Source organism: Enterococcus sp. GC34 (genome assembly GCF_040886645.1).
GTDB classification, from domain to species: domain Bacteria; phylum Bacillota; class Bacilli; order Lactobacillales; family Enterococcaceae; genus Enterococcus; species Enterococcus faecalis.
This window is the reverse complement of record NZ_JBFOEF010000006.1, coordinates 1-13,506: the sequence shown is the minus strand read 5'-3', so window position 1 is coordinate 13,506 and position 13,506 is coordinate 1. Positions and strand designations below refer to the sequence as shown.

Here is a 13,506-nt window from a genome sequence, read left to right as displayed (position 1 = left end):
ATCTTTAACGGATTCCACTATACTAATACCAGAATGGAGCGGAACAATGCGATTAGATAAATTACTAGAAGAACTTCAGTTTGGATCACGCAAAACGGTGAAACGAATAATCAGAGGCAAGCAGGTCACTGTGGATGGCATCGTGACATTAAATGAAAGCCAAAACGTCGATGCGCAATTACAAATGATTAAAGTAAAAGGACAATTAATTTCGCATAAGACACATGTGTACTATATGTTGAATAAGCCAAAAGGTGTGGTTAGCGCTGTTTCAGATGCATCTAAAAAAACAGTCATTGATTTGATTGCGCCACAAGACAGACGCCCTGGTCTTTATCCAGTGGGAAGACTCGATGGCGATACGGAAGGGTTACTTCTATTAACAGATAATGGACAATTAGGGTATCAATTAATTCGGCCAAATAAAGAAGTAGCGAAATGTTATGAAGTGAAAGTCAATGGTTTGGTCTCTGCAGAAGATTGTGCTAAATTTAAAGATGGGATTGTTTTGCAAGGAGGCATTCAATGTAAGCCAGCAAAAATAACTGTTCTTGCAGCGACTGAAACGGAGAGTCATGTTTTCCTGACTATTCAAGAAGGAAAATTTCACCAAGTGAAAAAAATGTTTTTATCTGTGGGGAAAAAAGTGACTGCTTTAAAACGCCAAACTATGGGGCCGTTGCGGCTAGATCCGCAATTACCTTTAGGTGCTTATCGTTCATTAACAAGAGAAGAGTTACAATTGCTATTGCCTTATTTTTTTATTGAAAAACAACAAACAAGCAAAGCGTTACCGAGTAATTTGAAAAGAGAAGAGGAACGGAAATGAAAACATTGCTTTTTGATGTTGATGATACATTGTTAGATTTTAAATTGGCTGAAAAGAAGGCACTCCATGCCTTATTTGAAGAAGAAAATGTACCATTTACATCTGAAGTCGAGTCAACGTACCACCGAATTAATCAAGGATTATGGCGTTCATTTGAAGAAGGAAAAATAACAAAAGATGTTCTCCTTGATACACGGTTTGGTTTATTGTTTGACGCGTTTAATCGAGAAGTTGATAGCGTTAAAATGGGAGAAAACTACCGAGAATATTTAAGTCAAGGACATGACTTGCTTGGCAATAGTCAACGTATTTTGGAAAAATTAGCACCCCATTATGATTTATATATTGTGACAAACGGAGTGGCAAAAACACAGTATCGTCGGTTGGAAGATTCGAAATTAATGCCTTATTTTAAAGATATTTTTGTTTCAGAAGAAGTGGGTTATCAAAAACCGATGAAAGAGTATTTTGATTTTGTTTTTGAACGGATTCCTAATTTTAGTCGAGAAAAAACAATGATTATTGGCGATTCTTTGCATTCAGATATTCAAGGAGGCCAACAAGCGAAAATTCAAACTGTTTGGCTCAATCCGACCTCCGCTCCAGCAACACCAACCATTCAACCCAATTATACGATTCAACAGCTAGATGAGTTGTTACCAATTCTTGGGCATTAAAAAACAACATTTCCTGTACAGGAAATGTTGTTTTTTAACTTAAATGTAACCGTAAGCGAACCATATCCTTTAAAGGCAAGCCGTTTTCTATAATAGGCTCATCATAATGATGGATAAAAAAATCTGGTTCAATATGTGTCATTCGAAAGCCGACTTTTTGGTAGAGATATAGCTGTTGAAAGCCTGTGCTCCCAGTCCCAATCTCCAAGGAATCATACTTTTCTTTTTTGGCAAAATCAATGGCAAAATGTAATAATTCTTGCCCGATGCCCCGCCCTCGGCTTTCTTCTGAGACAGCGATGTTTACGATTTCCAATGTCCGTGGGTGAGTCGGCAACAGGACTAAAATTCCTTGAAGTTCTTCAGTCTGATAGTCAAAGCAAATGCCGCGGGTAATATAATCTGCCACCATTTTTTTTGCTGGATCTGCCTCATAAAGAAGAGCGTAATGCGCCGTTGTAAGTGTTTCTTTTTTGACTTTTTTAATCATAGGTAGGATTCTCCTTTTATTGATAAGTATACTGTAATTGAAAGAAGTGTGGGCAGATTTTTCATAAGAAGATAAAAATCACATGAAAAGTCTTGGAAAAGGTCTGGCATTCTTCAGAGTTTTCATTATAATAGTAAAAGACAATGAAGTTTTTGAAAAGAAAGAGGTTTATACATGAAAGATAGTCAGCCAATTATCATTGGTGTTACTGGCGGATCAGGAAGCGGAAAAACCAGTGTTAGCCGTGCGATTTTTAATAATTTTCCCGATCATTCAATTATGATGTTAGAACAGGATTCTTATTATAAAGATCAGAGCCATTTGAGTTTTGAAGAACGTTTAAATACCAATTATGATCATCCTTTTGCGTTTGATACAGATTTATTGATTCAACATGTTGAACAACTGTTAAATTATCAAGCCATTGAAAAGCCAGTTTATGACTACGTTGCGCATACAAGAAGTACAGAAACGGTGATCCAAGAACCGAAAGAAGTAATTATTCTTGAAGGGATTTTAATTTTAGAAGATCGCCGCTTAAGGGATTTAATGGATATTAAAGTGTATGTGGATACAGATGATGACATCCGTATTATTCGTCGAATCAAGCGTGATATGGAAGAACGTGGCCGTACGTTGGATTCTGTGATTGAACAATATTTGACAGTCGTCAAGCCCATGTATCACCAATTTATTGAACCTACGAAACGTTATGCAGATATCATTGTGCCAGAAGGTGGCGAAAACCACGTTGCTATCGATTTAATTAATACAAAAGTGGATAGTATTTTAACAAAAATGTAATAGTCAGCTTAAATAGCCGTCTCTATATCAGAGTCGACTGTTTAAGCTTTTTTTGACTTTTAAAGGGTTGTTTTATCAAATATTTTAAGGGATAGCTAAAAAGTTGAAAATATTGAAAGAAACAATATGCTATAATTTTTTAAAGGAAAAGGAGGGAAGGGAATCTGAATGATAAAAAGAGGTGAGGTTTTTTATGCGAATCTCTCACCAGTTGTTGGTTCTGAACAAGGTGGGATTCGACCTGTCCTGATTATTCAAAATAACAAAGGTAACTTATTTAGTCCAACGTTGATTGTTGCACCGATTACCCGTAACGTAAGCAAGCGGCTGCAACCAACGCAAGTCCTCATCGAAATTCCCCATAACGAATGCAGGACGCCATCACTTATTTTGTTAGAACAAATTCGAACATTGGATAAAGAACGAATGCTACACAAGGTTTGTCAACTTTCTCGTGAAGAGATGGAACAGGTCAATCAAGCTTTAAAAGTTAGCGTTGGTATCCGTTAATTTACATATAAAGAAATCGTTTTGGGGAAACGGTTTCTTTTTTTTGTTGAAATGGTTTCCAAATATTCGTTTTTCTCGTATAGTGAAAGAGGAGGCGATCACATGGATAAAATTCGTTATGGAATTATGAGTACTGCCCAAATTGTCCCAAGATTTGTAGCAGGGCTTCGAGAAAGCGCGCAAGCTGAGGTGCGCGGGATTGCATCAAGGCGTTTAGAGAATGCTCAAAAAATGGCTAAAGAATTAGCGATTCCGGTAGCTTATGGCAGTTATGAAGAGTTATGTAAGGATGAAACAATTGATATTATTTATATTCCCACCTACAATCAAGGACATTACTCAGCAGCTAAGCTTGCGTTATCACAAGGAAAACCCGTCCTACTGGAAAAACCATTTACATTAAATGCTGCTGAAGCAGAAGAACTCTTCGCAATCGCACAGGAGCAAGGGGTTTTTCTAATGGAAGCTCAGAAATCTGTCTTTTTACCAATTACCCAAAAAGTAAAGGCGACGATTCAAGAAGGGGGATTGGGAGAAATTTTATGGGTTCAGTCAGTTACTGCCTATCCCAATGTGGATCATATTCCCTGGTTTTACTCGAGAGAAGCGGGTGGTGGAGCGCTTCATGGCTCAGGAAGTTATCCATTACAATACTTACAATACGTATTAGGGAAAGAAATTCAAGCGGTTACGGGAACCGCAACGTATCAGCAAGGGGCGACGGATAGTCAATGTAATTTAGCTTTAAAATTTGCTGAAGGGACACTGGGCAATATTTTTATTAATGTTGGTTTAAAGATACCTAGTGAAATGACCATCTGTGGGACAAAAGGGCAAATCGTTATTCCTAATTTCTGGAAAACAGATTGTGCTTATTATACAGATGCTCAAGGCAACACTGTCAAATGGTCTGAACAATTCACTAGTGAATTTACGTATGAAATCAATCATGTGAATCAATGTTTACAAGACAAAAAGTTAACTAGCCCCGTAATGACGAAAGAATTAACGATAGCAACCGTCAAAATTGTTGAAGGTTTTTATCAAGAATGGTTTGATAGCGAATAATTACCACAACTTGCTATCCATACTATTCTGTGTTAAAGTGTGTTTTATGCGACGAGTTGACTCAATCAGATAGCTTCGGCTATTCCGTTTTGACGGCTAGTGATTGTCAAACACAACGACACCAGATAGTACGGCTATCAGTTACCGGATTTGTAACGTGTCGGACAGAATACTTTTGTGGAGAAGGTCTCTGTCTATTTATGCAAATAAATAGTGTGGTATCCCTTAACAGTTACTACTGTTAAGGGATTTTTTTGTATGAAAAGAGAAGTGTTGCACTTTTATAAGTGCAACTTTTTTGTGTTGTGGAACAGATAAAATAACGCTATAGTTTTAAGTGTAAAGGGAAAAGAAAAGAGGTGACAAGGCATGACCGTGTTGTTGTCCAAAAGAGCGATAAATATTTTATTGATGCTTTTGGATTTGGAAGGGAGCATTACCACGCAAGAATTAGCTGAGAACTTTACTGTCAGCGTTCGAACAATTAAGTATGATTTAGAAGATATTCGTGCTTGGTTTGAACAGCACGATGAGACACTTTATTCAAAACGAAATAAGGGAATCTGGCTAGATTTACCTGACTCTAAACGCTTACTGTTAAAAAATGAAATTATCGATGTCGATCGATTTGAAACCTATCCTGATCAAAAAAGACGAGTCAATGTATTGATTTTTCAGTTATTGTCAGTCAAAGGGTACTTAACGGCACAGCAGCTAGCAGATGAATTATTAGTGAGTCGAAACACAATTGTCAGTGATTTGGAACAGGTTGAACGGTTGCTGCAAGCATATGATTTAACCTTAATTCGCCAAGCACGGCAAGGGTTTACAATTAGTGGTGAAGAAAGCAATGTACGATTACTGATGGAATTTATCACTCAAAAAGAACTTACAGAATACGATATTTACCAAATTATGAACTATGTGACAAAGACAAAAGGGGCTGAAAAAATCCCTAAAATTAAATTTGGGTCAGGGACATTGTTTCAAGGTTGTTATCGTAGTGCATTGAAAAAAATGCGAAATTTAATTAATCCACTCGATCAAAATCAATTTGATTATGCCGAAATATTATCTATTACGTTGAGAGTGGCAATTGCCGCAGCACGTATGCAGATGGCACATACAATTGGGACTTACCGAGTGTTATCGCAAAAAACACGCTTTGAACAACGGAACGAAGTACCACTTTTACTTTTACAAGAGGTGTTTGAACGGTATGACTTGCCTTTATTAGCGGATGAATATTTTTATATTTATAGTGATTTATTCGGAACCCATCAACGGCAAGATATGGTTCAATTAACAAAGCAAGTCATTGAAAGCGTTTCAAAAGAGCTGAATTATCCTTTTGTAAATGATCGCCAATTATTTACGAACTTGTTTGCACACCTGTCCTTACGTTTTACAAAGAAACATTTATTTATTAATGAATACAATCCGTTTTCTGAAGAAATCAAAGGAAAACACCCAGCGTTATTTTTAGCTATTCAAAGTGCCTGTAAACAATTAATTCAACGTTCTGTTTTGCTAGTCAACGATTCTTTCTGCGCATATATTGCGTTGCATTTTTTGGCAGCTCAGGAACGACAACAGCAGGAAGCTAAAGTTGTTAGGATTGTGTATGTTTGCTCGACGGGCTTAGGTGTGACCAGTTTAATTGAACAAAAAATTTTAGAGGAAGTACCAAACGTTGAACTCGCAGGGTTTGCTTCTGTTTTAAATGCAACTGAAGTGATTCAAGCAGAAAAGCCCGATTTGGTATTGAGTATTTTCCCAATTGAAGAAATGACATACCCATTTATTAAAGTTAGTCCATTGTTGACGGACACAGACTTAAGTTTAATTCGGGAAGAGGTCGATAAAATTTTATTAGGGAAACGTCAAGGGAAGGGTACCGCTCGCTCCACGAAATCTGATGTAATTGAAAAAAATGAACGGATACAAAGCCAAGATTTATTAGTAAAAGCGTATATTATTTATGAAGAGTTAAAACGAATGTTTCAAACAAAGTTACTGAGCGAATATCAAGAAGCCTTTTTACTGCACGTTTTATTAATGACACATCGGATTACGTTTAATAAGCAATACGAAGAGATTCCTTGTAATAGAGAAGTATCTCATGAAAGGCAAGAAGAAATTCGGCAAATTGAATGTTTATTTGCTAAAAATGAGTTACCTGTCAATCATGCTGAAATTTCAGCATTACTTAATTATTTAGAACAACCAAAGGAGGAAGAGGATGGAACTAGCAATGGAAGCACAGGAGATCATTCGACAAAGTGCTGAACCAGAAAAGCTACAATCGATTATCAAACAAACCAGTGCGCGATTAGCAGAAGCACAAATTGAACCAACGGAATTACAGTGGACGATTTTGATTAACCATCTCAATGAGATGCTGAATCGTTCAAGAGAAGGAACGACATTAGCTGGTGTTGATCGGACGTTATTTACGGAACTAACACCAGAAACGTTGAAAATTGCACAAGAAACAACAGAAGCAATTGGTCAGTTATCAGAAGATGAATGGTATGTTTTAGCTGTTCATTTTGAAGTTGCTAAACAAAACAATTAATAGGAGGAAAAGTTATGATTACAGTAGTTATCGCAGATCGTTTAGGAAAAGGACAAAATGTTGCAAAAGGAGTGGAGCAAGCCGGTGGTCGCGCGGTTGTTGTTCCAGGAATGGGCGCTGATATGCGTTTAGGAGATGTGATGCAACAAGAAAAGGCAGATTTAGGCATTTCTTTCTGTGGCAGTGGTGGTGCAGGGGCGTTAACGGCTGCTACTAAATACGGGTATCCCGAAAGACATGGCATGCGATCAATCGAAGAAGGGGTAACAGCAATTAATGATGGGAAAACTGTTCTTGGATTTGGTTTTATGGATCAGGAAGAACTTGGTAAACGAGTAACTGAAGCGTTTATTAAGAAACACGGAGCATAGAAAGTAGTAACTTAGAAAGGAGCGGTAATTATGGATGCCACAAAACGGTCAACACAAACCGTGATTGTTTCTGGAAAAGGTAATAAGAAGAATGAAGCTTTTGCAAGTGCATTGAATGATGTTTCAAAAAAAGTATTAAAAGAAACAACAGAGGTCCTCATCCGGATTGAACCGAAAGAAGTAACTATTCGTCAGGCAAAAGAACAAGTTTATACAGAAAAATTTCTGTTCTTCTTCTTTCCTAGAAAGAGAGTGATTTATCATGTCGAACTAGCTGTAGAAGTGGAAATCCAAGCCATTGCAGTCGAAGAAGTTAATTTTTTAACGGAAACAATTAAAGAACCGAACGCAGTAGTAGTTCCGTTTCTTTCAAAAAGAGGCGTATAAAGGGAGGAAGAAGGAATGGAATTTGTAATCATTTTGCTGAAGTCATTGCTTATTGGTGGTTTACTAGGTTTTGCAGCTGGCGCAGGCGCTGCTCGGATGTTTCATGCACCACAAACGCAAGGGTTAGGGGCATTTAGAACATTAGGAGAAATGAACGCGGCACAAGGAGATCCAGCATCACACTTTTCTTTTGGTTTAGGTTTTTTCTTTAATGCTTGGGCTTCGGCCGTGGGAGCAGGGGCCTTTACACAAGATGTGACCCACCGGATTGTGCCTAACTGGGCTGCAGCAATTTTATTGGTAAAGGATAAAGATGTCACTAAAACGATGCATAATCCCAAAAAAATGGGAATTGTCGGGGCCTTTGTAGGAATGGCGACTGTGGCTTTCTTAAATAGTACAGCTGCAGCAATTCCAGAATCGCTACAAGTAACAGCAGTTGCGGTGTTGGTACCTGCAGCAACGATTTTAATCAATACTGTGATGCCCGTTTTATTCTGGCTAGCGGCTTTAGATGCAGGAAAACGGACGGGTTTCTGGGGAACGTTATTTGGCGGATTATCTCAATTAGTCATGGGCAATGCTGTCCCAGGAGTTGTATTAGGGATCTTAATTGGTAAAGGTGTCGATGATTTAGGGTGGACCCGAATGACACGCGGCATGCTTGGTGCCATTATCTTATTATTTATTTTAAGTGGCTTCTTCCGAGGGTTCGACTTAGAAATGATCGAAAGTTTCCGCTTGTCTATTCCTCAATGGTTAAATAATTTACACAATGTCTTCACCGTTAAATAGAAAAAAGGAGGTCTCATAGATGGAACAGCAAGAAAAAAATGAATGGGCACAACAAGAACAAGAAATTCAAGAAGGTTTAAAAGGCAAAAGTTTTTGGTATGCTGATTGGGGCTTTCCGATTTTAGTCGGGATTATGTCAGCGGCAATTTTTGCAGGAACACATATGTATGTAGTTTATGGTGTGGGCGCCTTTAATGAAGTTTCAATTGTTGCGATGCTAAAAGCTGGTTTAGATGGTGGTTCTTATGGCGCTGCCGCAGCATTTGGTGCAAGTTTCCTGTTTGCACGAATTTTAGAAGGTTCTTTAGTCGGGATTTTAGATTTAGGTGGCTCAATTTTAACGGGGATCGGGATTGGCGTACCTGCAATTTTCCTCAGCATGGGTATTAAAGCACCTGTAGAAAACTTTGGCTTAGCACTTTTAACAGGTGCGCTACTAGGGTTAGCAGTTGGTGGCGTAATTGTGTTGATTCGGAAATTTACTATCAATCAAGGAAATTCCACTTTTGGTGCGGATGTGATGATGGGGGCTGGTAATGCCTCAGGACGTTTCTTAGGCCCGTTAATTATTTTGAGTGCGGCGGGTGCTTCGATTCCTATTGGGATTGGTGCTACATTAGGAGCTTTAGGTTTTTACATTTGGAAAAAACCAATCGCTGGGGGCGCAATTTTAGGCGCAATGATTTTTGGTGCAATATTTCCGGTTTCTTTATAATAAGAAAAAGCCTTTTGATTTGCACTTTCTCTGTCGCAAATAAGAATAAGCGTTTACATTATAATGTTACTATGTTATTATAAATGCGAAATAATTATTATTTTTATTAGTTGAACGGAGGAATTAACAAATGAATGGTTTTGTACAGTGGATGGAAGTTAAGTTAATGCCGATTGCGAATAAATTTGGTTCGCAACGCCATATGACAGCGATTAGAAAAGGATTAATTGCAACGATGCCTTTAACAATTGTGGGCTCATTCTTTACAATTTTTCAAAATATTCCAATTGAGGCATACACAAAATTGATTGAACCTTATCAAGCAATTTTAGATATTCCTTCCCGCTATACGATGGGATTACTTGCACTTTATGCAACATTTGGGATTGCTTCATCATTGGCCAAAAGTTATAAGCTTGACTCTTTGACGTGTGGAATTTTAGCATTAATGGCCTTTTTAGTAACAGCGGCACCACCAACACGTGTCTTTGAAGATGTTGACAACGTCATTACAGCAGGGCGCTATATTAATTTAGCAAATTTAGGTTCAGCTTCTTTATTTGGTGCGATTGTAACAGCGCTGTTATCTGTTGAAATTTATCGCTTCTTTATCGAAAAAGATATTATGATTAAGATGCCAGATGGCGTACCGCCTGAAGTGTCAAATTCATTTATTGCGTTAATTCCAGGAGCAGTTATTCTTTTATTATTCTGGGTTATTCGCCACGTAATTGGTTTTGATTTGAATGGTTTCTTGAGTACGTTATTAATGCCACTTAAAGGTATCCTTGCTGGTAACAGTTTATTTGGCGGCTTACTAACAGTCTTCTTAATCTGTTTCTTCTGGGTTTTAGGGATTCATGGTCCAGCGATTATGGGCCCAGTTATTCGTCCTTTCTGGGATATGTCGATTGCAGAAAACCTTGAAGCTTTTACCAATGGTGCAAACGTTCATCAGTTACCTAATATTTTTACAGAACAGTTTTTACAATGGTTTATCTGGATTGGTGGCGCTGGAACTACGCTTTCTTTAGTTGTTTTAATGATGTTTTCTAAATCAACGTATCTGAAAAGTCTTGGCCGTTTATCGTTCTTACCAGGCTTGTTTAATATTAATGAACCAGTTATTTTCGGAACGCCTATCGTAATGAATCCTATTTTAGGTATTCCGTTTATCGTGGCACCGTTAATTACCACAACGTTATCTTATTTCTTAACAGTCGCTAATATAATTCCGATGATGGCTGCACGTTTAGCGTTTGCAATTCCAGCACCAATTGCTGCTTGGATGAGTACCAATTGGAGTTTCTCGGCCGCAGTATTAGTGATTGTTAACTTCTTAATTACAATGGCTATCTACTATCCATTTTTCAAAGTTTATGAAAAACAACAATTGGATAAAGAAGCAGAAGAATTAGCAGCTGAACAAGCAGCAAAAAATTAAAAAATGTTAGGGCGGGTGTTCTGATATGAATATCCTGCCCCTTCTAAGTCAGAGAAGAAAGTCAGGAGCGTATAAGATGATTATTTGGTTCATTTTCTTTTTTATCGTTAGTCAAATTATTATAGAAAAAGGGCAGTTGCCTACTGTTGTTTATCAATTTGGTTTGGTAAAGACGTTGGTTTTTACGGCAGTTTGTATTACTCTTTCCATGATAATTGGCGGATTTCTAAATCAACCAGTATTGCTCGTTGGCTCTACAACAATCCTGTGTAGCTCGGTGATTGCTTGGAAATTTCGAAATAAATTTGAAAATAGCGGAGTGTGAGAACGAAGATGAAAAGAGCATTAGGTGTATCAGTTTATCCAGATCATAGTGATATCAATCAAGATAAAGCGTATTTAAAAAAAGCCAGCGAATGTGGGTTTACTCGAATTTTTATGAGTATGTTAGAAGTGACCGATGGCAAAGAAGCGGTTCAGAAAAAATTTAAAGAATTAATTAGTTATGCGAAAAATTTAGGATTTGAAACAATTTTAGATGTCGTTCCAAGTATCTTTGATGAATTGGAAATTTCATATGATGATTTGACTTTTTTCAGCGAATTAGGAGCTGATGGGATTCGGTTGGATACAGGTTTTGATGGAAATAAAGAAGCCATGTTGACGTTTAATCCATTTGGCGTGGCTATTGAGCTGAATATGAGTAATGATGTCGCTTATCTTGATAACATTTTGACGTATGAAGCGAATCGACCTTTCTTATATGGTTGTCATAACTTTTATCCACAAGCGGGAACTGCATTGCCGTATGATTTCTTTGAAAAATGTAGCATCCGTTTTAAAAAGGAAGGTATTCGGACAGCTGCTTTTATTTCATCACAGGTAGGTGAAATTGGTCCTTGGGATGTGAATGATGGGCTACCTACTTTAGAAATGCATAGACAGTTGCCAGTCACTGTTCAAGCTAAACATTTATTTGCAACAAATTTAATTGATGATGTTGTTATTGGAAATGCTTATGCTTCCAACGAAGAATTAGAAGCATTGGGTCAGTTGAATCGTTATCAAACAGAATTGACCATTGTTTTTGAAGAAGCGACTTCTGAAATTGAAAAAGAAATCGTAACAAAAAATCAACATTTTCGCCGTGGAGATATCACTCAGCAGATGATTCGTTCCACAGAAGTGCGTAAAAAATATAAAAATGAAGCTAATCCCCCACATGATAATCAAGCAATGCTACAACCTGGAGATGTTGTTGTGGGAAATGATGCATTTGGAAAATACAAAAATGAATTACAAGTCGTTTTAGAACCACATCAAGACTCACGCAAAAACCGAGTAGGGCGTATTATAGAAGAAGAACTTGTATTATTAGAATTCATTAAGCCTTGGACAAAATTTAGATTTATAGAAAAGTAGGGAAAAATATGGACTACGATTTACTTATAAAAAATGGACAGACAGTAGATGGTATGCCTGTTGAAATTGCAATTAAAGAGAAAAAAATAGCTGCTGTTGCAGCAACTATTTCAGGTTCTGCAAAAGAAACTATCCACTTAGAACCAGGTACTTATGTATCCGCAGGCTGGATAGATGATCACGTTCATTGTTTTGAAAAAATGGCTCTTTATTATGATTATCCAGATGAAATTGGGGTCAAAAAGGGTGTTACGACAGTGATCGATGCTGGGACAACAGGTGCTGAAAACATTCATGAATTTTATGACTTAGCGCAACAAGCAAAAACAAATGTTTTTGGATTAGTCAATATTTCTAAATGGGGCATCGTTGCTCAGGACGAACTCGCAGATTTAAGTAAAGTACAAGCGAGTTTAGTCAAAAAAGCGATTCAAGAATTACCAGATTTTGTTGTAGGGATTAAAGCCCGTATGAGTAGGACCGTTATTGGCGATAACGGCATTACGCCTTTAGAATTGGCCAAACAGATTCAGCAAGAAAACCAAGAAATTCCCTTAATGGTTCACATTGGATCAGCACCACCTCATTTAGATGAAATTTTAGCCTTGATGGAAAAAGGGGATGTCCTAACTCATTGTTTTAATGGGAAAGAAAATGGCATCTTAGACCAAGCAACGGATAAAATAAAAGATTTCGCTTGGCAAGCGTACAACAAAGGGGTCGTATTTGATATCGGGCATGGTACGGATAGTTTCAATTTTCACGTAGCTGAAACAGCGTTGCGCGAGGGAATGAAAGCTGCATCAATTAGCACAGATATTTACATTCGTAACCGAGAAAATGGTCCTGTTTATGATTTAGCCACAACGATGGAAAAACTCCGTGTGGTCGGCTATGATTGGCCAGAAATTATTGAAAAGGTAACCAAGGCTCCTGCTGAGAATTTCCATTTAACGCAAAAAGGCACGTTGGAAATAGGTAAAGATGCTGATTTAACGATTTTCACGATTCAAGCAGAAGAAAAAACATTGACTGATTCTAATGGATTGACACGAGTAGCCAAAGAGCAAATTCGCCCAATCAAAACAATTATTGGAGGACAAATCTATGACAATTAGTTACGAAAAATTCCACTTGAAAGAAGTCATCAATGCTTCTGGGAAAATGACCATTCTAGGTGTCTCCAAAGTTTCGGAGGCAGTCCTAGCGGCTCAACGATTCGGCGGCGAACATTTCTTTGAAATGAGTGAACTTAGTGTGCAAACAGGGGCCTTTTTAGCCAACTTGTTGAAGGTAGAAGATGTCCAAATCGTTTCCTCGGCTTCGGCGGGGATTGCCCAATCGGTGGCTGCCTTGATTGGAAAAGGCAGCTTGTACCACGCGTATCATCCCTATACAGAAAAAATTGAACAGCGA

Annotated in this window: 16 protein-coding genes and 1 pseudogene; 16 read left to right on the top strand and 1 reads right to left on the bottom strand. The window is 37.8% G+C overall.

Annotation, left to right across the window (positions count from 1 at the left end):
• Positions 1–46: 46 nt before the first annotated feature.
• Together AB3I72_RS07220 and AB3I72_RS07215 are read left to right on the top strand one after the other, a co-directional pair.
• Entirely contained in the window at positions 47–829 is a 783-nt protein-coding gene (locus AB3I72_RS07220) for a 16S rRNA pseudouridine(516) synthase (protein ID WP_002358774.1), read from the top strand.
• Positions 826–1,506, top strand: a complete 681-nt coding sequence (locus AB3I72_RS07215) for a YjjG family noncanonical pyrimidine nucleotidase (RefSeq protein WP_002355700.1) — start codon at positions 826–828, stop codon at positions 1,504–1,506. Before AB3I72_RS07220 ends, AB3I72_RS07215 begins: the two co-directional genes overlap by 4 nt.
• Positions 1,507–1,540: 34 nt before the next feature.
• On the opposite strand, the gene AB3I72_RS07210 is transcribed toward AB3I72_RS07215, so the two are convergent.
• Positions 1,541–1,996 (bottom strand): N-acetyltransferase, encoded by a 456-nt coding sequence (locus tag AB3I72_RS07210; protein ID WP_002383069.1) that lies wholly within the window; start codon positions 1,994–1,996, stop codon positions 1,541–1,543.
• Positions 1,997–2,170: 174 nt separating this feature from the next.
• On the opposite strand from AB3I72_RS07210, the gene udk reads away from it, so the two are divergent.
• The 14 genes and pseudogenes from udk to AB3I72_RS07140 form a co-directional block, all read left to right on the top strand.
• Positions 2,171–2,800: a uridine kinase gene (gene udk / locus AB3I72_RS07205; protein ID WP_002355702.1), complete on the top strand. Its 630-nt coding sequence runs from the start codon at positions 2,171–2,173 to the stop codon at positions 2,798–2,800.
• Positions 2,801–2,968: 168 nt separating this feature from the next.
• Positions 2,969–3,310: a type II toxin-antitoxin system PemK/MazF family toxin gene (locus tag AB3I72_RS07200; RefSeq protein ID WP_002355703.1), complete on the top strand. Its 342-nt coding sequence runs from the start codon at positions 2,969–2,971 to the stop codon at positions 3,308–3,310.
• Between the two features lie 51 nt (positions 3,311–3,361).
• A complete protein-coding gene (locus tag AB3I72_RS07195; RefSeq protein ID WP_002420096.1) occupies positions 3,362–4,378 on the top strand; it encodes a Gfo/Idh/MocA family protein in 1,017 nt (338 codons plus the stop codon).
• Between the two features lie 369 nt (positions 4,379–4,747).
• Positions 4,748–6,667: a transcription antiterminator gene (locus tag AB3I72_RS07190; RefSeq protein ID WP_002388793.1), complete on the top strand. Its 1,920-nt coding sequence runs from the start codon at positions 4,748–4,750 to the stop codon at positions 6,665–6,667.
• Positions 6,633–6,956, top strand: a complete 324-nt coding sequence (locus AB3I72_RS07185; protein ID WP_002386165.1) for a PRD domain-containing protein — start codon at positions 6,633–6,635, stop codon at positions 6,954–6,956. Before AB3I72_RS07190 ends, AB3I72_RS07185 begins: the two co-directional genes overlap by 35 nt.
• A gap of 14 nt (positions 6,957–6,970) precedes the next feature.
• Positions 6,971–7,327, top strand: coding sequence for a glycine-rich SFCGS family protein (locus AB3I72_RS07180; protein ID WP_002355707.1), 357 nt, complete (start codon positions 6,971–6,973; stop codon positions 7,325–7,327).
• 30 nt (positions 7,328–7,357) lie between these two features.
• Positions 7,358–7,714: a DUF4312 family protein gene (locus AB3I72_RS07175; RefSeq protein WP_202255980.1), complete on the top strand. Its 357-nt coding sequence runs from the start codon at positions 7,358–7,360 to the stop codon at positions 7,712–7,714.
• A gap of 15 nt (positions 7,715–7,729) precedes the next feature.
• A complete protein-coding gene (locus tag AB3I72_RS07170; protein ID WP_002355709.1) occupies positions 7,730–8,509 on the top strand; it encodes a DUF4311 domain-containing protein in 780 nt (259 codons plus the stop codon).
• A 19-nt stretch (positions 8,510–8,528) separates the two neighbouring features.
• Positions 8,529–9,224, top strand: a complete 696-nt coding sequence (locus AB3I72_RS07165; RefSeq protein WP_002361314.1) for a DUF4310 family protein — start codon at positions 8,529–8,531, stop codon at positions 9,222–9,224.
• 130 nt (positions 9,225–9,354) lie between these two features.
• Positions 9,355–10,668, top strand: a complete 1,314-nt coding sequence (locus tag AB3I72_RS07160; protein ID WP_002358780.1) for a PTS sugar transporter subunit IIC — start codon at positions 9,355–9,357, stop codon at positions 10,666–10,668.
• Between the two features lie 25 nt (positions 10,669–10,693).
• A complete protein-coding gene (locus AB3I72_RS07155) occupies positions 10,694–10,993 on the top strand; it encodes a hypothetical protein (RefSeq protein WP_002363233.1) in 300 nt (99 codons plus the stop codon).
• 8 nt (positions 10,994–11,001) lie between these two features.
• Positions 11,002–12,090: a DUF871 domain-containing protein gene (locus AB3I72_RS07150; RefSeq protein WP_002355714.1), complete on the top strand. Its 1,089-nt coding sequence runs from the start codon at positions 11,002–11,004 to the stop codon at positions 12,088–12,090.
• A gap of 8 nt (positions 12,091–12,098) precedes the next feature.
• A complete protein-coding gene (locus AB3I72_RS07145; RefSeq protein WP_002381282.1) occupies positions 12,099–13,208 on the top strand; it encodes an amidohydrolase/deacetylase family metallohydrolase in 1,110 nt (369 codons plus the stop codon).
• Positions 13,198–13,506 (top strand): annotated as a pseudogene (locus tag AB3I72_RS07140) (SelA-like pyridoxal phosphate-dependent enzyme); the annotation flags it as partial. The gene AB3I72_RS07145 and the pseudogene AB3I72_RS07140, both read left to right, overlap by 11 nt.